Origin of the sequence: Phenylobacterium sp. (genome assembly GCF_046290725.1) — a bacterium.
Classification (GTDB): Bacteria; Pseudomonadota; Alphaproteobacteria; order Caulobacterales; family Caulobacteraceae; genus Phenylobacterium.
The window spans coordinates 909,423-927,654 of record NZ_JBKBUH010000002.1 but is presented as its reverse complement, the minus strand read 5'-3'; the positions used below and the strand labels follow the sequence as shown (position 1 = coordinate 927,654).

Annotated in this window: 17 protein-coding genes; 10 read left to right on the top strand and 7 right to left on the bottom strand. The window is 70.3% G+C overall.

Features of this window, described 5'->3' with window-relative positions; translation table 11 throughout:
- Positions 1-10: 10 nt before the first annotated feature.
- Together ACK41C_RS15805 and mfd are read left to right on the top strand one after the other, a co-directional pair.
- Positions 11-301: a succinate dehydrogenase assembly factor 2 gene (locus ACK41C_RS15805; RefSeq protein ID WP_409656182.1), complete on the top strand. Its 291-nt coding sequence runs from the start codon at positions 11-13 to the stop codon at positions 299-301.
- A complete protein-coding gene (mfd, locus tag ACK41C_RS15800; protein WP_409656180.1) occupies positions 291-3,782 on the top strand; it encodes a transcription-repair coupling factor in 3,492 nt (1,163 codons plus the stop codon). The genes ACK41C_RS15805 and mfd overlap by 11 nt, the downstream gene beginning before the upstream one ends.
- Here mfd and ACK41C_RS15795 read toward each other — a convergent pair whose 3' ends face one another.
- Both ACK41C_RS15795 and ACK41C_RS15790 read right to left on the bottom strand, forming a co-directional pair.
- Complete coding sequence (locus ACK41C_RS15795; RefSeq protein ID WP_409656178.1) at positions 3,783-4,298, bottom strand: hypothetical protein; 516 nt, start codon at positions 4,296-4,298, stop codon at positions 3,783-3,785.
- Positions 4,298-5,626, bottom strand: a complete 1,329-nt coding sequence (locus ACK41C_RS15790) for a diguanylate cyclase domain-containing protein (protein WP_409656176.1) — start codon at positions 5,624-5,626, stop codon at positions 4,298-4,300. Before ACK41C_RS15790 ends, ACK41C_RS15795 begins: the two co-directional genes overlap by 1 nt.
- A 128-nt stretch (positions 5,627-5,754) precedes the next feature.
- Here ACK41C_RS15790 and ACK41C_RS15785 point away from each other — a divergent pair, with 128 nt between their 5' ends.
- The 3 genes from ACK41C_RS15785 to ACK41C_RS15775 all read left to right on the top strand — a co-directional run bounded on the left by ACK41C_RS15785 (position 5,755) and on the right by ACK41C_RS15775 (position 8,892).
- A complete protein-coding gene (locus ACK41C_RS15785; protein WP_409656174.1) occupies positions 5,755-6,531 on the top strand; it encodes an SDR family NAD(P)-dependent oxidoreductase in 777 nt (258 codons plus the stop codon).
- A gap of 59 nt (positions 6,532-6,590) precedes the next feature.
- A complete protein-coding gene (locus tag ACK41C_RS15780) occupies positions 6,591-7,724 on the top strand; it encodes a CaiB/BaiF CoA transferase family protein (protein ID WP_409656172.1) in 1,134 nt (377 codons plus the stop codon).
- Between the two features lie 202 nt (positions 7,725-7,926).
- Entirely contained in the window at positions 7,927-8,892 is a 966-nt protein-coding gene (locus tag ACK41C_RS15775) for a YihY/virulence factor BrkB family protein (RefSeq protein ID WP_409656171.1), read from the top strand.
- On the opposite strand, the gene ACK41C_RS15770 is transcribed toward ACK41C_RS15775, so the two are convergent.
- Positions 8,870-9,097: a sulfurtransferase TusA family protein gene (locus tag ACK41C_RS15770; protein WP_409656169.1), complete on the bottom strand. Its 228-nt coding sequence runs from the start codon at positions 9,095-9,097 to the stop codon at positions 8,870-8,872. The two genes, ACK41C_RS15775 and ACK41C_RS15770, sit on opposite strands and share 23 nt — an antisense overlap.
- A gap of 84 nt (positions 9,098-9,181) precedes the next feature.
- Here ACK41C_RS15770 and ACK41C_RS15765 point away from each other — a divergent pair, with 84 nt between their 5' ends.
- From ACK41C_RS15765 to ACK41C_RS15750, 4 genes are all read left to right on the top strand, one after another.
- A complete protein-coding gene (locus tag ACK41C_RS15765) occupies positions 9,182-10,624 on the top strand; it encodes an MFS transporter (RefSeq protein WP_409656167.1) in 1,443 nt (480 codons plus the stop codon).
- A gap of 43 nt (positions 10,625-10,667) precedes the next feature.
- Positions 10,668-11,552: an SDR family NAD(P)-dependent oxidoreductase gene (locus ACK41C_RS15760; RefSeq protein WP_409656165.1), complete on the top strand. Its 885-nt coding sequence runs from the start codon at positions 10,668-10,670 to the stop codon at positions 11,550-11,552.
- A gap of 128 nt (positions 11,553-11,680) precedes the next feature.
- Positions 11,681-14,161 (top strand): ATP-binding protein, encoded by a 2,481-nt coding sequence (locus tag ACK41C_RS15755; protein ID WP_409656163.1) that lies wholly within the window; start codon positions 11,681-11,683, stop codon positions 14,159-14,161.
- A 32-nt stretch (positions 14,162-14,193) separates the two neighbouring features.
- Positions 14,194-14,805, top strand: coding sequence for a pyridoxamine 5'-phosphate oxidase family protein (locus ACK41C_RS15750; protein WP_409656161.1), 612 nt, complete (start codon positions 14,194-14,196; stop codon positions 14,803-14,805).
- Between the two features lie 3 nt (positions 14,806-14,808).
- Here ACK41C_RS15750 and ACK41C_RS15745 read toward each other — a convergent pair whose 3' ends face one another.
- Genes ACK41C_RS15745 through ACK41C_RS15730 form a run of 4 tightly spaced genes read right to left on the bottom strand, consistent with a single transcriptional unit; the run spans position 14,809 to position 17,314 of the window.
- A complete protein-coding gene (locus tag ACK41C_RS15745; protein WP_409656159.1) occupies positions 14,809-15,546 on the bottom strand; it encodes a pseudouridine synthase in 738 nt (245 codons plus the stop codon).
- A complete protein-coding gene (locus ACK41C_RS15740) occupies positions 15,543-16,445 on the bottom strand; it encodes a class I SAM-dependent methyltransferase (RefSeq protein WP_409656157.1) in 903 nt (300 codons plus the stop codon). Before ACK41C_RS15740 ends, ACK41C_RS15745 begins: the two co-directional genes overlap by 4 nt.
- 29 nt (positions 16,446-16,474) lie before the next feature.
- Positions 16,475-16,957, bottom strand: coding sequence for a hypothetical protein (locus tag ACK41C_RS15735; RefSeq protein WP_409656156.1), 483 nt, complete (start codon positions 16,955-16,957; stop codon positions 16,475-16,477).
- Positions 16,958-16,960: 3 nt separating this feature from the next.
- The gene (locus ACK41C_RS15730; protein ID WP_409656154.1) at positions 16,961-17,314 is read right to left on the bottom strand and encodes a DUF6152 family protein; all 354 of its coding nucleotides are present in this window, start codon (positions 17,312-17,314) and stop codon (positions 16,961-16,963) included.
- Positions 17,315-17,436: 122 nt separating this feature from the next.
- Between ACK41C_RS15730 and lpxA the strand changes: the two genes are divergently transcribed.
- Positions 17,437-18,228: an acyl-ACP--UDP-N-acetylglucosamine O-acyltransferase gene (lpxA, locus tag ACK41C_RS15725; protein ID WP_409656152.1), complete on the top strand. Its 792-nt coding sequence runs from the start codon at positions 17,437-17,439 to the stop codon at positions 18,226-18,228.
- Positions 18,229-18,232: the final 4 nt, after the last annotated feature.

The window sequence follows — 18,232 nt, the reverse complement described above, 5'->3', positions numbered from 1 at the left end:
GCCGCTTCCTATGACCACCGACGAAAACCGGCTGAGACGACTGAAGTACCGGGCCTGGCACCGCGGCTTCAGGGAAGCGGACCTGATCCTGGGTCCGTTCGCCGATACGCATGCCGACGCCATGTCGTCCGAAGAGCTCGCCGCCTTCGAGACGCTGCTCGAGCAGCCCGACCAGGACCTCTACGAATGGATCGTCGAGCGCGCGCCCACGCCCGCCGCCTTCGACGGGGATCTGATGCGCCGCCTGAAGGCTTTCCGTGACCGGGCTTTCGAGGCGCGCGGAGACGATCATGGCGGCTGACGGCTTTCGGACGCCCACGGCGGCGGACCACCGGCGGATCGCCCAGGATCCCGGCCGCCTGGACCTGGTCGGCGCGCCCGAGGGCTTCGACGCCCTGGCCATGGCCGACATCGTGCGCGCCCGGGGCGGGCTGTCGGTCTTTGTGGCCCGCGACGCCTCGCGGCTTTCGGCCTTCGTCGACGCCTTCGGCTTCTTCGCCCGTGGGGTCGAGGTGCTGCGTTTCCCGGCCTGGGATTGCCTGCCTTACGACCGCATCGGGCCTTCGCCTGGCGTCGCGGCCGAGCGGATGACGACCCTGGCGCGGCTGGCCGGCGGCCTCGATCCCAAGACCCCGGTCCTGCTCGTCACCACCGCCCCGGCGCTTCTGCAGCGCGTCCCGCCGAAGAGCGCGGTCGAGGGCGCCACCTATTCCGCCCGTGTCGGCAATGTGGTGGAGATCGCCGATCTCGAGCGCTACTTCGCGGTCAATGGCTATGCGCGTGCGTCCACTGTTTCGGAGCGCGGCGAGTTCGCGATCCGCGGCGGGGTGATCGACGTCTTTCCGCCGGGCGCCGAGGAGCCGGTGCGCCTCGACCTGTTCGGCGACACGCTGGAATCGATCCGCGCCTTCGATCCGGAGACCCAGCGCTCCACGCGGCAGCTCAAGGAGGTCTCGCTGCTGCCGGTCAGCGAGGCCCTGCTGGACAAGGACGCCATCGCCCGCTTCCGCCGCGGCTATGTGGAGGCCTTCGGCGCGCCCGGCGGCGATCCGCTCTACGAGACGGTCAGCGAGGGCGGCCGCCGCGCCGGCATGGAGCACTGGCTGCCGCTGTTCTATCCGGAGATGGCGACCTTGCTCGACTATCTCCCGACGCAGGCCCTGGTGGCGCTGGATCACCTGGCCGCCGAAGCCCGCGACGAGCGGCTGGCGATGATCGCCGACGCCCACGAAGCCCGCGTCCAGGCCGACCGCAAGGTGCACTACCGGCCGCTGGAACCCACGCGGCTCTATATGGACGCCGAGGAATGGGGCGAGCGCCTGGCCGTGCGCCCGACTCGCCGGTTCTCCGCCTTTCAGGAGGCCGAGGGCGAAACCGTCGTCGACGTGGGCGCGCGCATCGGCCGGACCTTCGCCGCCGAGCGGATGCAGGATTCGGTGAACCTGTTCGAGGCCGCCGGCGCGCACGCCAAGGCGCTGGCCGCCCAGGGCAAGCGGGTGCTGTTCGCCTCCTGGTCCGAGGGCTCGTCCGACCGTCTGGGCGTCATGCTGGCCGACCACGGCCTGAAGGATGTCGCCTTCGCGCCCTACTGGGACGCCGCCCGCGCGGCCGATCCCAAGAAGCTGCAGCGGGTCGTCCTGCCGCTCGACCAGGGGTTCGAGACCGACAAGCTGGCGGTCATCTCCGAGACCGACATCCTGGGCGACCGCCTGGCGCGCCCGCGCAAACGCCGGCGGGCTTCGAACTTCCTGGCCGAGGCCTCCTCGCTCACGCCCGGCGATCTCGTGGTCCATATCGAGCACGGCATCGGCCGCTACGAAGGCTTGAAAACCCTGGACGTCCAGGGCGCGCCGCACGACTGCCTGGAGCTGCAATACGGCGGCGAGGCCAAGCTCTACCTGCCGGTGGAGAACATCGACCTGCTCACCCGTTACGGCGCCGAGAGCGAGGGCGTGCAGCTCGACCGTCTGGGCGGTGCGGCCTGGCAGGCCCGCAAGGCCCGCGCCAAGGAACGGCTGCGCGAGATGGCCATCGGCCTGATCCGCATCGCCGCCGAGCGGGCCAGCAAGATCACCGACGCGGTCGACCCGCCGCACGGGGTGTTCGACGAGTTCTGCGCCCGCTTCCCCTACGAGGAGACCGAGGACCAGCTCAACGCCATCGGCGACGTGCTGGAGGATCTCGGGGCCGGCAAGCCGATGGACCGGCTGATCTGCGGCGACGTCGGCTTCGGCAAGACCGAGGTGGCCCTGCGCGCCGCCTTCGTGGTCGCCATGAGCGGTCAGCAGGTGGCCGTGGTCGCGCCCACGACCCTGCTGGCTCGCCAGCACTACAAGACCTTCACCGAGCGCTTCCAGGGCTGGCCGGTGAAGGTGCGCCGTCTCTCGCGCCTGGTCCCCGCCAAGGAGGCCGCCGAGACCCGCGAGGGCCTGAAGAACGGCGAGATCGAGATCGTGGTCGGCACCCATGCGGTGCTGTCCAAGCAGGTCGGGTTCAAGGACCTCGGCCTGGTCATCGTCGACGAGGAGCAGCACTTCGGCGTCAAGCACAAGGAGAAGCTCAAGGAGCTTCGCGCCGACGTGCACATGCTGACCCTCACCGCCACGCCGATCCCGCGCACCTTGCAGATGTCGCTCTCGGGCATCCGCGAGATGTCGATCATCGCCACGCCGCCGATCGACCGCCTGGCGGTGCGCACCTACATCACGCCGTTCGATCCGGTGGTGGTGCGCGAGGCCCTGCTGCGGGAGAAGTATCGTGGCGGCCAGGCCTATTACGTCGCCCCGCGAATCTCCGACCTGCCCGAGCTGGAGCGGTTCCTGCGCGAGCAGGTCCCGGAGGTGCGCTTCGTTGTGGGACATGGCCAGATGGCCCCGACGCAGCTCGAGGAGGTGATGAGCGCCTTCTACGACGGGCAGTACGATGTGCTGCTCTCGACCACGATCGTGGAGAGCGGCCTCGACATCCCCACCGCCAACACCCTGATCATCCACCGCGCGGACATGTTCGGCCTGGCCCAGCTCTACCAGCTGCGCGGGCGCGTGGGACGCGCCAAGGCGCGGGCCTACGCCTATCTGACCACGCCGGCGGAGAAGCAGATCACGCTCTCGGCCGAGAAGCGGCTGAAGGTGCTGCAGTCGCTCGACAGCCTGGGAGCCGGCTTCCAGCTCGCCAGCCACGACCTCGACATCCGCGGCGGCGGCAACCTGCTGGGCGAGGAGCAGTCGGGCCATATCCGCGAGATCGGGGTCGAGCTCTACCAGCAGATGCTGGAGGACGCGGTCAACGAGCTGAAGGAGCTGGCCGGCAAGGAAGGCCTGGTCGACCGCGGCTGGTCGCCCCAGATCAACACCGGCGCCGCGGTGCTGATCCCCGAGGACTACGTGCCCGACCTCAATGTCCGGCTGGCGCTCTATCGCCGCCTGTCGGACGCGGAGAAGGCGGGCGACCGCGAGGCCCTGGCGGCCGAGATGATCGATCGTTTTGGGCCCCTGCCGCCGGAAGCCGGCCAGCTGCTCAAGGTCGTGGCCATCAAGGGCCTCTGCCGCGAGGCCAATGTCGCCAAGATCGACGTGGGGCCGAAGGGGGCGGTGGTCAGCTTCCGTGGCGACGAGTTCAAGAACCCCATGGGCCTGGTCGGCTTCGTCCAGAAGAACCAGGTCGCCTGGCGCATCCGTCCCGACCACAAGGTGGTGGTGAAGGGCGAGTGGGAGACGCCGGAGCAGCGGCTCGGCGCGGCGGAGCGTGTGCTGAGCGAGCTCGCCAAGCTGGCGGCGGCCTGATCAGGAGCTCGGGGTCTCGGCGAGCAGCCGCCGCGCCCGCAGCCACATCTCCAGCCGCTGGACGCAGACGAGGCCCGCCGCGAACAGCAGCGAGACGTCGGCGATCTCCAGGGGCGTCACGCCCCAGGCCAGGGCGTTATCGCCGGCCAACTGGCGCAGGCCGATGCGCAACGCGATGACGCCCAGGATCAGCAGCATGCCGAAGGCCGAGGCCTGGCTGGTCAGCTCCCGCGTCTGCGGATCGATCTCGATGCGCGTGGTCGCTCCGCGCCACCAGCCCAGGCCTGCGCCCGCCGCAAGCGCGGCCAGGCCTGCCAGCACCACGGCGAGCCGCGGCGGCGGCTGCACGGCGAAGCTCAAGGCGACCAGCGAAAGGATCAGAGCTGGGGTGATCCACATGCGCCCGATCCGCAACGGCCGGGGCTTGAGGCGACGGATCAGGCGGTAGGCGACGATCGCCAGAACGACCAGCCAGACATAGGGCGCAAAGGCGGAAGCCTCGCCGCCTGCGCCCATCAGACGGCGGCCTTGTGCGCCCGGGCGGCGGCTTCCTCCAGGGCGTGGACCACGCTCTCGGCGCGCCCTACCTCGGCGACCCCGATGTCGAACTCGACCACGAAGGGCGGCTTGCCCTCGCCGCCTTCGAAGGCGGTGCAGCCGATGACCGCGGCGATCCGCTCGCCGGCGGCCCGCGCGGCGGCCTGGCCGGTGGCGGGCAGGGCCAGCGCGAAGACCTCGGGGCCGAGACGGGCGGCGGTGTCCTCCGCCCGCACCAGGCGGCCGATCATCGAGCCGATCTGCGGCACGGCGCGGTCGAGCCAGCCGCCGCCGCGGGCGGCGGTCACGTCCGGCTTGTCGGCCACCTTCAGCACGCAGACCGACAGCGGCCGGTGGCGCGTCCGCGCCGCCTGGGCCAGCCGGCCAAGATGGGCGGCGAAGAGGTCGCGGGTGAAGAGGCCCGTCGCCGGGTCCATCAGGCCCGAAGCCCGCGCCTTCTCCAGGGCGCGCCGGATGGCGGTCTGGCGACGGTAGCTGCGGGCCAGTTCCAGCACTCGCTTGGCGGTTTCGGTCTCCGGCGTCTCCGGCGAGGCCACGTCCGACACCCCGCGATGATAGGCCTCCGACATGGTCACATAGCTCTCCTGCCGCATGTAGAGCAGGGCGGGCGTGTGATAGAGCCGGGTGTTCCGGCGCATCCCCGCGGCGATGGAGAGCGCCTCCTGGCTGTTGTCGCCGGCCCACAGCACCACGGCGTCGAACGGCCGCTCGTGCAGGTAGTCGAAGGCCGTATAGGCGGTGAAGGCGCCCACCACCTCGGCCCCGGCCCGCGATAGGGCGTTGGACAGCGCCAGGAACTGCGGCGCCGGCTCGCCGATGGCCAGGATGTGAAACGGCGCGGAATCCGTGGTCGGCAGGTCCAGCCGTCGGCCCCGATCGGCGAAGGTTTCGACCCGCAGCTCGAACTCCTCTTCGGCGACGGCGGTGCGGACCAGGGTCTCCATCCTCAAGGCTGCCTGAGAGGGATGCAGCGGCGCGGCGAGGATCAGGTCGAAATCGTAGGTCTCCAGGTCTGCTGTCGGTTCGCCGATGGCGATCACCGGCAGGCGCCGGGGCGCGCAGGCCGCCTTCAGCCGGCGGGCCATGGTCAGGGCCTCGTGCCCGCCGCTGGCCAGGTCGACGATGGCCGCCTCCACGCCCAGGTCGGCGAGGGCGGCCAGGGCGGCGTAGGGGCCCCGCGCCGTCACCGTGCGCCAGCCCAGGCGGTCGAGCCCCTCGGCGAGCGGGCCCGCGAGGGAATCGTCCCGCGCGACGATCAAGACCCGCGCCTGAACGCTCGTCGTCATGTCTGGAACCCTTGACGCAAACGGATTGGACGCCCAGGCCCAGGATGGGCGGGAATCAAGCCGCCTCCGGAATATACAGGCGTCCAGCGGCCCGCGCAGCGACGCCTGGTCGCAGGGAGGAACGGGCGATGGAGAAGGTCTTGGAAGGCAGGGTGGCGGTGGTGACCGGCGCCTCCGGAGGGCTGGGCGCGCACTTCGCCCGGTTGCTGGCCCGCGCCGGAGCCAGCGTCGCGCTGACGGCCCGCCGGGTCGACATGGTCGAGACCCTCGCCGGCGAGATCGCCGCGGAGGGCCATCGCGCCATGGCCCTGCGGCTCGACGTGGCCGATGCGGCCGCCATCGGCCCGGCCTTCGACGAGGTGGAGACCGTGCTCGGCCCCATCTCCATCCTGATCAACAACGCCGGAGTCGGCGGCGAAGGGCTCGCGCTCGACCTGACGCCGGAGGTGTGGGACCAGACCTTCGCGGTCAATGTGCGCGGCGTCTTCTTCGCCGCCCAGGCCGCGGCGCGCCGCATGATCGCTTCGGGCGTGGCGGCGGAGGAGGCCGGGCGGATCGTCAACATCGCCTCCATCGCTTCCCACACCGTGCTGCCCGGGCTTTCCGCCTACAATGCCTCCAAGGCCGCCGTCGCCATGCTGACCCGCAGCCTGGCGCGCGAATGGTCCAGGCGCGGCATCGCCGTCAACGCGCTGTGCCCCGGCTATATCGAGACCGACATCAACGCCGGCTGGTTCCAGACCGAAGGCGGGCAGAAGCAGTTGAAAGGCTTCCCCCGGCGGCGGCTGATGGAGGCCGGCGACCTGGACGCGGCGCTCCTGATGCTGAGCGGGCCGGCGGCCCGCGCCATCGCCGGCAGCATCATCACCGTCGACGACGGCCAGTCGCTGCCCGGTGGCGGCTGAGCTTGGCTGACGATGCGTCAGCACCCGTAAAGACCATCCGAAACGCAGGGAGTCGAAACATGCGCCAGGGTCCGCTCACCGGCCTGAAGATCGTCGAGTTCGCCGGCATCGGGCCGGGGCCCTTCTGCGGCATGCTGCTGTCGGACCTGGGGGCCGACGTGGTGCGGATCGACCGGAAGGGGCAGGGGCGATCCTCGCCGGCCGACATCACCAGCCGCGGGCGCCGCTCCATCGGCCTGGACCTCAAAAATCCCGACGCGGTCGAGACCTGCCTGAAGCTGATGGAGAAGGCTGACGCGGTGTTCGAGGGCTTCCGGCCCGGCGTCATGGAACGCCTCGGTCTCGGCCCCGACGTAGCGCTGGCCCGCAACCCGAAGCTCGTCTACGGCCGCATGACCGGCTGGGGCCAGACCGGGCCTTACGCCCACGCCGCGGGCCACGACATGAACTACATCGCCATCACCGGCGCCCTGCACGCCATCGGGACCAAGGACAAGCCGGTTCCGCCGCTGAACCTGGTGGGCGATTTCGGGGGCGGGGCGCTCTACCTGGCCTTCGGCCTGCTGGCCGGGGTGATCAGCGCCCGGGAAACCGGTAAGGGCCAGGTGATCGACTGCGCCATGAGCGATGGGGCGGCGTCGCTGATGGCCATGTTCTACGGCTTCAAGGCCTCGGGCATGTGGAAGGAGGAACGGCGCGCCAACCTGCTCGACGGCGGCGCCCACTTCTACGACACCTATCGCTGTGCCGACGGCAAGTGGGTGTCCATCGGCTCCATCGAACCGCAGTTCTACGCGCTGCTGCTGCAGAAGACAGGGATCGAGGACCCGGATTTCGCCGCCCAGATGGATCGCGGCCGCTGGGAGACCCTGCGCGAGAAGCTCGCCGCGGTGATCGCCACCAAGACCCGTGATGAGTGGACGGAGATCATGGGCGGCACCGACGTCTGCTTCGCCCCGGTGCTCGACCTCGACGAGGCCCCGAAGCACCCGCACAACGCCGCCCGCGAGACCTTCGTCGAGATCGACGGCGTGGTGCAGCCCGCGCCGGCGCCGCGCTTCTCCGGAACGCCGGGCGCCATCCAGGGCCCGCCGCCGGCCATCGGGGCGCACGATCGCGAGGCGCTTTCCGAGTGGGGCTTTTCGGACGGCGAGATCGAGTCGCTGAAGGGATCGGGCGCCCTGGCTGGCTGAACGCTCGCCGCCAGACCCGTTCAGGTCGGGTTCAGGCGGCCGGCGCGATCCTGTCCCCAGGTTGGACGCCGCAATCTCCCGTCCCTCGACGCGACGGCCGACCCGATGGAACGACACGCCCATCGGCGGCGCGCCGGATCCCTTCCCGGGGCCGGCGCGCTGCTACTTTCGGGAGGTTCTCCCAAAGATCGGCGATCTTGACTTGCGTCATGGCGGCGGCTTTCGCACCTTCCGCCGCATGTCGATGCGCCAGGGATTCCAGCGCCTGCGCGACGTGGATTGGGATCCCATCCACTGGGCGCGTATTGTCCTCACCCTGACCGGACGGGCGCTCGGCCGCCTCTGGGGGCGGGACGTGATGCTCTATGTGGGCGGCGTCTCCTTCTTCGCCATGCTGGCGATTTTTCCGGGCGTGGCCATCCTGATCGGGATCTACGGCCTGCTCGCCGACCCCGGCCAAGCCGCCACCCAGGCCGAATTCCTGGCCCACCTGATGCCGACCGGCGCGCGCAACCTGTTCGAGTCGGAACTGCAGCGGCTCACCGAAACCCCGCTCGAGGCCGTCTCCGCCCAGAGCGGTGTCGCCCTGGTGATTGGCGGCTATGCCTCGCATCGCGGCTTCAAGGCCCTTCTGGCCGGACTGTCCTTCATTCACGACGAGGTCTCGCCGCGCGGCTTCGTAGGCTTCAATCTCCTGGCGCTGGTGGTGCTGATCGCGGCCATCGCCATGCTGGGCGTCTTTTCGGCGATCTTCTTCTATCTGCGGTTCATCTCCGCGGCCTTCGACCTGCGGCCCCTGGCCGGCGTGCCGTGGCTCTACAGCGAGTGGACCTGGGCCAGCATCGGCCTGACCATCTCGCTGACGTTGGTCTACCGCTACGCCATGTCGAGCCGGCCGGTCGCCTGGCGCGCCTCGATCCTCGGCGGCTTTTCCGCCGCCGTGCTCAGCCTCGCAGCCTCTTGGGCCAGCGCCTTCTATGTGGAGCAGATCGCCCATCTCGGCGCCACCTACGGCTCGATCTCGGCCGTGGTGGTGTTCCTGATCTGGCTGTCCTGGAACGTGAACGCCACCTTCTTCGGGGGGGCGCTGGCCACCGAGATCGAGATCTTCGTCGGCGACCGCCGGCGTCAGGACGTGGCCGGATTCATTTCCGGACCAGGAAGCTGAGCGCGCCGTCCGCCTCGGCGGCTTCCAGGACCTGCGCGCCGATCCCGGCGGCGAAATGGGGCACGTCGATCCGAGCCAGCGGGTCGTCCGCCAGCAGCCGCACGACGGCGCCCGCCGGGGCCTCTTCCAGGGCGCGGCGCAGGCGCAGGGTCGGCACTGGGCAGCGGTGGCCGCGGGCGTCGACGAGGATGGTCGGATCGGACATGGCCGCCCGCTTACAGCCAAGCGGCGCGGAACCCAAGCGGCGCTTTCAGGCGTTGAGGCCCTTGCACGCCACGGGGAGGGGACGATGAGCGAGACCTACACCACCAACGTACCCGCGCGGCTGGACCGCCTGCCCTGGAGCCGTTTCCACTGGCTGGTGGTGGCGGCGCTGGGGATCACCTGGATCCTCGACGGCCTCGAGGTGACCCTGGTGGGGGCGCTCTCGCCCGCCATCGCCGGCCCTGACGGACTGAACCTGACCGCCGCCCAGATCGGCATGACCGGCAGCGCCTATATCCTGGGTGCGGTGCTGGGCGCCCTTGTTTTCGGCCGGCTGACCGACCGGTTCGGGCGCAAGCGGCTCTTCACCATTACCGTCGGCGTCTATCTGGTCGCCACCATCCTGACCGGCTTTTCCTGGGACTTCTGGTCCTTCATGCTGTTCCGGTTCCTGACCGGGGCGGGGATCGGGGGGGAGTACGGCGCGGTCAACTCCGCCATCCAGGAACTGATCCCGGCGCGCCGCCGCGGCTATACGGACCTGGCCATCAACGGCAGCTTCTGGATCGGGGCGGCCATCGGGGCGATGGGTTCGCTGGTGGTGCTGAACCCCGACGTGGTGGACCAGGCCTGGGGCTGGCGGCTGGCCTTCATCATCGGCGGCCTGATGGCCCTCATCATCATCTATATCCGTCGCTACATCCCCGAGAGCCCGCGCTGGCTGATGACCCACGGCCGGCCCGAGGAGGCCCTGGCCATCGTCGAGGCGGTGGAGGCCCGCACCGAGCGCGACACCGGCCGGCCGCTGCTGCCCAGGCCCAGCGAACTGCCCTCGATCCGCCTGCGCCGGATGCAGACCTCGTGGCTGGACATCGCCCGCTCGCTGATCGTCCGCTATCCGAAGCGGACGGCGCTCGGCCTCGTGCTGATGGCGACCCAGGCCTTCTGCTACAACGCCATCTTCTTCACCTACGCCCTGATCCTGACCCGGTTCTACGACGTCCCCGCCGCGCAGGTCGGCTGGTTCATCCTGCCCTTCGCGCTCGGCAACTTCATGGGGCCGCTGCTGCTGGGCCACTTCTTCGACTCGATCGGGCGCAAGGCGATGATCTCCCTGACCTACGGCCTGGCGGGCGCGCTGCTCTGCGTCACCGGCTGGATGTTCTCGCAAGGGCTCCTGACCGCCACGACCCAGACGATCGCCTGGACGGTGATCTTCTTCTTCGCCTCGGCGGGCGCGAGCGCGGCCTATCTGACGGTCGGCGAGACCTTCCCGCTGGAGACCCGCGCCGTCACAATTTCAATGTTCTACGCCTTCGGCACGCTGATCGGCGGCGTCGGCGGGCCGGTGCTGTTCGGCGCCCTGATCGATACGGGCGAGCCGGTGCGGATCCTCTGGGGCTACCTCCTGGGCGGCGGGCTGATGCTGCTGGCCGCCGGGGTGGAGCTGGTGCTGGGCGTGGCGGCCGAGCGAAAACCCCTGGAGGAGATCGCAAGGCCGCTCTCCATGGTCGACGACGTTCCCTGAGCGGACGTGCGCCGTTAACGTCGTCGGGAAAGGGAGAACATCGATGAGCGAGAACGAGGAATCCGGCCTAGCTTCCCGCCGCACCATGCTGACGGCTGTCGGCGGCTTGGCCGCGCTGGGCGCGGCGTCCGCGGCTGCAGCCCAGGACCTGCGCATGGCGACTTCGCCCGCGTCACGCAAGGCGTCGCCCGGGCGGTTCCGTGGCAAGGTGGTGCTGATCACCGGAGCCACCAGCGGCATCGGCCGCGCCGCCGCCCGCGCCTTCGCCCTGGAAGGCGCCAAGGTGATGTTCTGCGGCCGCCGCGAGGCCCTTGGCGCAGAGGTCCAGGCCGAGATCCGTGCGCTCGGCGGAGAGGCGGCCTTCCGCCGGGCCGACGTGCGGCGCGACGAGGACATGGCGGCCTTGGTCGACGCCTGCGTGCGGACCTACGGCGGCCTCGACATCGCTTTCAACAACGCCGGCATCGGCGCGCGCGGGGCCACGCTCGGCGAAATGGACTGGGCGCTCCACAACGACGTGATGGAGACCAACCTGAACGGCGTGCTGAGGGCCATGGACCGCGAGGTCCCGCATCTTAGGGCCCGCGGCGGCGGCGTCATCGTCAACACCGCCTCGGTGCTCGGCTACGGCGGATCGGCGGCCACGCTCTCCTACGGACTGTCGAAGGCCGGCGTGTTGAGCGCCACGCGCAGCGCCGCCCTGCAGCTCGCGCCGCACAACATCCGCGTGAACGCGGTTTCGCCAGGCCCGATCGACACCCCGATGATGGGCGGCGGGGCGGCCGAGGCCTCCGGGCGGCGCACGCCTTCGGGCCGGGCGGGCCAGCCGGAGGAGATCGCGCGGGCCGTCATGTACCTCGCCTCGGAGGAGGCCAGCTACGTAACCGGCGAGGATCTGAGGGTCGACGGCGGCCTCCGGGCCTCCTGATCCTTGAGTCGGGTATCCGACGTAAGCCTCGGGATTTGCGCGTAAACTTCGGCTCAACCCCTCTCTGCCATTCTGGACCGATGAGCTGGGGTCGGGGACGTACGCCATCGGTCGCCCGAAGGTTCCAGGTGAACCTCGGCGTGATGATGCTTGTCCTGACCGTCATAGGTTCGGGCAGCGCCTTCCTGATCTTCCAGCGGGACCTCACCCAGCGCCAGATCGGCAATCTCGGCTACTACGTGGAAGAGCGCGCCAGCAACGTCGACAAGCGCTTCGCCAACCTGCAGAACCTGCATCGCGCCGCGGCCGACGAACTGGAGCGCCGCGTGCGGCGGCTACCCGACGATCAGACGGGGCGGCTGCTCGACACCCTCTATCCGCTGCAGCCCGACGGCACGCGCCGCAGCCGCGACGAATATTTCGACGGTCGGCTCAACCCCTCCGGCGAGGTGGTCTACGGCATGGGAGCCTTCGTTTCCCGCGGCGAGTCCATCCCGCCGCTCGAGAAGAAGGCGCTGGTGGCGGCCTTCGAGATCGTCTCGAACGTCGGCCAGGCGGCGCGGCGCGACTACGACAACTTCTACTTCTTCACGCCCGCCACCCGGCTGGTGATGTTCGGCCCGGACCGGAAGGACCGGCTGATGTTCTATCGCCGCGAAGCTCCGCCCAGTCTGGACGTCAGCGGCGAGGAGATGGCCAAGATCACCCTGCCGGCCAACAATCCGGAGCGGGCCACCCGCTGCACCAATCTGCAGCGGCTGATCCAGGACAATATGGGCGAGCGTCTGGCGACGGCCTGCATCACGCCGGCCTATGTGGACGGAGTCTATGTGGGCTCCTTCGGCTCGTCGATCGAGCTGACCGGCTTCTTCCTCAGCGCCATCCGCGACACCCTGCCGGGCGCTTCCAACCTGATCGTCACCGACCGCGGCGAGTTGATCGCCTATCCCGGCTTCGAGACGCCGGGCCGCGCCTCCGAACGCACCGTCGCCAATTACGAGAAGAAGCTCGGCCTCAAGGACCTTGTCGCCGCCATCAAGGCTGACGGCAAGGCCCACGGCGTCATCACCAGCCCCAACGGCAAGGAGCTGGTCGCCTATGGCCGGCTGACCGGCCCCAACTGGTACCTGCTGATCACCTATCCGAAGTCGGCGGTCAGCTGGTCGGCGGCCCAGTCGGCCTCTTGGCTGCTGGTGGTGGGCTTCTTTGCGGCTTTCGCCCAGGCGCTCCTGATCCTGGCCCTGACCCGGCGCACCCTCGTTGATCCGCTCCGGCGGCTGGCGGTCTCCTGCGAGCCGGAAGCCTTCGGCGAGCGCGCCCGTCCGGACGTCACCGACATCGAGCATCGCCCCGATGAGATCGGCGTGCTCGCCAAGGCCCTGCGTGCGGAACGCGAGGCGGTCGAAGGTCTGCTGACCTCGCTGGAGGACCGGGTCAAGGAGCGCACGGCGGCGCTGGAACGGGCCAACGCCGAGAAGTCGCGGTTCCTGGCCAATATGAGCCACGAGCTGCGCACCCCGCTGAACGGGGTCATCGCGATCTCCGAGACCCTGGCCGACCAGCAGCAGACGGCCAAGGGTCGCGAGCTCGCCGAGCTGATCGTCTCCTCCGGTCGGTTGCTGGAGCAGGTGCTGACCGACATCCTCGACTTCTCCAAGATCGAGGCCGGCGAGATCCAGCTGCTGAACGAGCCCTTCTCGCTGTCGGCCATCGTCTCGCGCATCGCGGAGCTGCACCGCGCCTCGGCCGAGGCCAAGGGCCTGGCCTTCGCCTGGTCCGTCGCGTCGGACGCGGAGGGGCGCTATGCGGGCGACGAGGTCCGCCTGACCCAGGTTCTCTCCAACCTTCTGTCCAACGCCGTGAAGTTCACCGAGGCCGGCTCGGTGCGCCTGGATGTCGCCCGCCAGGACGGCGGGCTGCGGTTCACCGTCGCCGACACCGGAATCGGATTTGGCGAGGACGTGCGCCAACGCCTTTTCCGCCGCTTCGAGCAGGCCGATGCTTCGATCCGCCGGCGTTTCGGCGGCACCGGTCTAGGCCTGGCCATCAGCCGCTCCCTCGTCGAGCTCATGGGCGGCGAGATCGACGTGACCTCTCGCCCCGGCGAGGGCTCGACCTTCACCTTCGTCCTGCCGCTCGAGCGCGTCGGCGGCGAGGAGGCCGAGGGGCGGAGCGGAGCGGCGGCGGCGCTGGATATTTCCGGCCTGCGGGTCCTGCTGGCCGAGGATCACCCGACCAATCAGAAGGTCGTCCAGCTGGTCCTTCAGTCGGTGGGCGTCGAGCCGGTCATCGTCGAGAACGGCGTGGAGGCCCTGGAGCGACTGGCCGCCGAACCCTTCGACGTGGTGCTGATGGACATGCAGATGCCGGAGCTGGACGGCCTGGCCGCCACCGCGCTGCTGCGCGAGCGCGAACGGGTGCAGGGCTTGGCGCCGACGCCGGTCATCATGCTGACCGCAAATGCGCTGGACGAGCACGTGCAGGCCGGACGTGCGGCCGGCGCCGACGCCCACCTGGCCAAGCCGATCCGCGCCGCCGCCCTGGTGGAGGCGATCATCGCGGCGGTGGAGAATCGCCAACCGGAGCCGGCCGTAGCCGCCGCGGGCTGACGTGCCGGCCGCCGCCGGCTACAACCGCAGCCATGAGCATCATTTCCACGGTCGCCGAGCTGGAAGCGCTCTACGGCCCCACCAACCAGGCCTCCCTCGTCAAGGAGGCCGACCGGATCACGCCGCAGTACCGGGCCTATATCGAGGCCTCGCCGTTCGTGGCTCTGGCGACCGCCGGTCCCGAGGGGCTGGACTGCTCGCCGCGTGGGGAGCTCGGCGGCGTGGTGCGGATCGTCGACGACAAGACCCTGATGATGCCCGACCGCCGCGGCAACAATCGCGTGGACTCGCTGCGCAACATCGTCCGCGACCCGCGCGTGGCGCTCCTCTTCCTGATCCCGGGCTCGGGCAACACCCTGCGGCTGAACGGGCGAGCGCATCTTTCCATTGCGCCGCAGCTCCTGGAGAGCTTCGCCGTCGACGGCCAGGCGCCGCGGTCGGTGGTGGTGGTCACGGTCGATACCGTCTTCTTCCAGTGCGCGCGGGCCATCGTGCGGTCGGAACTGTGGAATCCCGAGCGCCATATCGATCCTGCGGGGCTGCCGACGCCCGGCGAGATCCTTTCGACGATGAGCCAGGCCCAGGTCGGCGGCCCGGCCTATGACGCCGAATGGCCGGAGCGGGCGCGCAAAACGCTCTGGTAGGGATCAGGCGGCGAACACCGTCTCAGCCTCGACGCGCGACAGGACGCGGTAGGCGCCGGGCTCCAGATCGGCGGGCAGGGCGAGGCCCCCGATCCGGTCGCGATGCAGCTCGACCACGTGATTGCCCACCGCGGCGAACATGCGCCGGACCTGGTGATATCGGCCTTCCTCGATGGTCAGACGCGCGGTCTTGGCGTCGATCGGCTCGAGCCCGGCGGGCTTCAACGGCTTCTCTTCGCCTTCCAGCATCAGGGTCCCGGCGGCGAATATCTCTCCCTCCGACCCGCCAAGCGGCCGGTCGAGCCTCGCCACATAGGATTTCGGCACGTGACGCCGGGGCGAGATCACCCGGTGCAGGAAATCGCCGTCGTCGGTGATCAGCAACAGGCCCGAGGTGTCCTTGTCGAGCCGCCCGATGCTGGAGAGCGGCGGGTCGCGCAGTCGCCATCGGGGCGGCAGCAGGTCGTAGATCCGCCGCCCCGTCTCCTTGTGCGAACAGACGACGCCGACCGGCTTGTGCATCATCAGGACGAGGGGCGGGGGCGGATCGATCGGTCGCCCCTGCAAGGTCATGCGCTGGGGAAGGTCGGGCGACAGCGCGATGCGCAGGCCCGGATCGGTGAGCGCCCGCCCGTCCAGCAGCGCCTCGCCGCCGACGATCAGGTCGCGGACCTCTTTGCGGGAGCCGTAGCCGAGATTGGCCAGCAGCCGGTCCAGCCGCAGGGTCGGGGGCTTGCTCATCGCCGCGCCTCATAGACCTTGTAGCCGCCGGCGTCGGCCACTGGCCGCACGGCCTTGAACGCTTCGGCCAGCACCGCTTCGTAGGGGAGGTGGCGATTGGCGGTGAGCCACAGCACGCCGCCGGGCCTGAGCGCGGCGGCCGCCGCACGGATGAAGGCTTGGCCGAGCGCGCGATCCTCCGTTCCGCCCTCGTGGAACGGCGGGTTCATGACCACGAAGTCCAGGCCGGAGAGCGACCGGGCCGCCATCCGCACATCAGCCCAGACGATCTCGGCCCGCGCGTCCTGCACGTTTCGGCGGGCGGCCTCCACAGCCCGGCGGTCGAGTTCGATGAGGGTCAGGCCGGTGACCGCGGGCCCGGCTAGGACCTGCCGGGCCAGCCAGCCGATACCTGCGCCGAAATCGGCGCCGCGACCCGACAGCGGCGGCAGGTGCTGAAGCAGCAGGGCCGAGCCGGGATCGAGCCGATCCCAGGCGAACACCCCCGGCTGGGTCCAGAGACCGTTCTCCAGTTGGCGCGGCCCACCCTCGGCCAGGGCCGCCTCCAGGCCTTCCGCCCTTTCCGGCCGCGTCGTGACGCAGATGCGGTGATGGCGGCGCGCCGTCTCCGCCACCTCGCAGCCGAAGCCCTGCAGCGTCTTGCGCAACCGCAGGCCGCCGCGATCCTTCGGCGCCGCAGCCGTCAGGGCGCCGCCAGGCTTCAGGGTGCGAAGGGCCAGCGCCAGGACGTAGCGCGCCTCTACAGCGCCTGCCGGAACCAGCAGGGCGATCTCGTCGAGCGAGGCCTCGTCCATCTGCGCCAGGTCCGCCGCGCCGGGGATCAGGGGCGAGACCTGGACTGCGCCGGGGGGCGGCTCGATCACGTCGCGGGGCGGGGTTCCGTAGAGGGCGGCGGGCAAGGCGTGGGTCCGAGGCGGGAATCGCTCGGCTATGTGTAGGCGATCAGCCGGCCGAACGCCGCCACCGTCATCCAGAGCATCAGGGAGGTGAGCGCCAGGGCGCGGGCCGCCGTCGGCGCGGTCTGGTCCCAGGTCGCCGCATGTCGCCGCCAGAACACGCGGTAGGCGGCGGCGTTGGCGAGCGCGAGGACGATCAGCACCATCTTGCGCTGGAAGACTTCGGCGCGGACGAGCGGCCCGGCGTCGGCGGCGAACATCGTAAAGCCGCTGGCCGCCAGCAACACCACGCCCACGATCCCGAACGGCGTCAGCACCCGCCACATGGCCTGCACCGGCAGCGCCCGGAAGAATCCCGCCAGCCGCAGGTCCAGGAGGCCGATGCCGCCGACCACCATCACCAGGCCCAGCAGGTGGACCAGATTGGCGAAAGGGTAGGCGTAGGAGGATCCCCGCGCCCACATGCCGAAGGCGGAGCTCTCGAGCGCTGAGGCCCAGGCCGCGACCGCCTCCAAGGCTCAGCGCAGCTCCACGGTCTTGCCGCCGGCGGTCACCCGCTCGATCCGCATCTCCGGGGTCCCGTCCTTGCGCGGATAGCCTTCCAGGGTCACGGGCTGTCCGCCGGCGACCATGGCGCGGGTCAGCCCACGGGCCTCCATGCGCGCGGTCGGGGCCAGGATCACGTCCCAGGTCTTGCCCTGATAGGCGACCTTGGCGCTGCCGTGCGGATTGCCCCAGCTGACCTCGCTGAGCGGGGCGGTGACCTTGATCACCTGTTCGGCGTCATAGGAGCTCCAGCCGTGGTGGGCGGCGGCGGCGGCCGGGATGGAAAGCGCCGCGACGGCGGCGAGAAGGGCGAAGGGGCGGTTCATGGTCGTCTCCCTTTGGAAGCGCGAGCTTGCCGCGACCCACGCGCTCAGGGCAAGCGTGGCCGGAAAAGTTCCGACATCCAATGTGCGTTCAGGGTGAGCGCGCCGGGGCCTAGCCTCGGCTCATGGGCCGCATCCACCCGACCGCCGTCATCTCTCCGGGCGCCCGGATCGGCGTCGGCTGCGAGATCGGCCCTTACGCCGTGATCGGTCCTCAGGTGCGGCTGGCGGCCGGCAACTGGGTCGGGCCGCATGTGGTGATCGAGGGCGAGACCGACGTCGGCGCGGGCAACCGGTTCCTGCAGTTCGCCTCCGTCGGCGCCGGGCCGCAGGTCTCCGGATGGGCCGGAGAGCCCGGCCGCCTGGAGATCGGCGAGGGGAACGTCTTTCGGGAGTTCGTCACGCTCCATGCCTCGACAGGCGGCGTGACCCGCCTGGGTTCCCGCAATCTCCTGATGGCCGGCGCGCATGTGGCCCACGACTGCCGGCTGGGCGACGAGGTGAAGCTCGCCAACGGCGCGACCCTGGGCGGCAATGTCGAGGTGGGCGACTTTGCCTGGATCAGCGGGCTCTGCGCCGTACACCAAGGCGTGCGGGTGGGCGCCCACGCCTTCGTCGCCGGCGGTTCCATCGTGACCCAGGACATCCCGCCCTTCTGCCTGGTGCAGGGCGACCGGGCGCGCCTCGTCGGCCTCAACCTGGTGGGGCTTCGGCGCGCTGGGTTTGCTCCCGGCGAGATCGCAGCGCTGCGGCGGGCCTACCGGCGACTGTTCCTCGGTGAAGGCCTGCTGGCCGAGCGCATCGCCGCCGTCCGCGCGCTGGACGAACCCCGCGCCACTGTACTGGCGGACTTCGTGGCCGGGTCGGCGCGCGGCGCGATCTCCAGCCTGCGCCGCCAAAGCCGCTTGGCCGCGTGAGCGA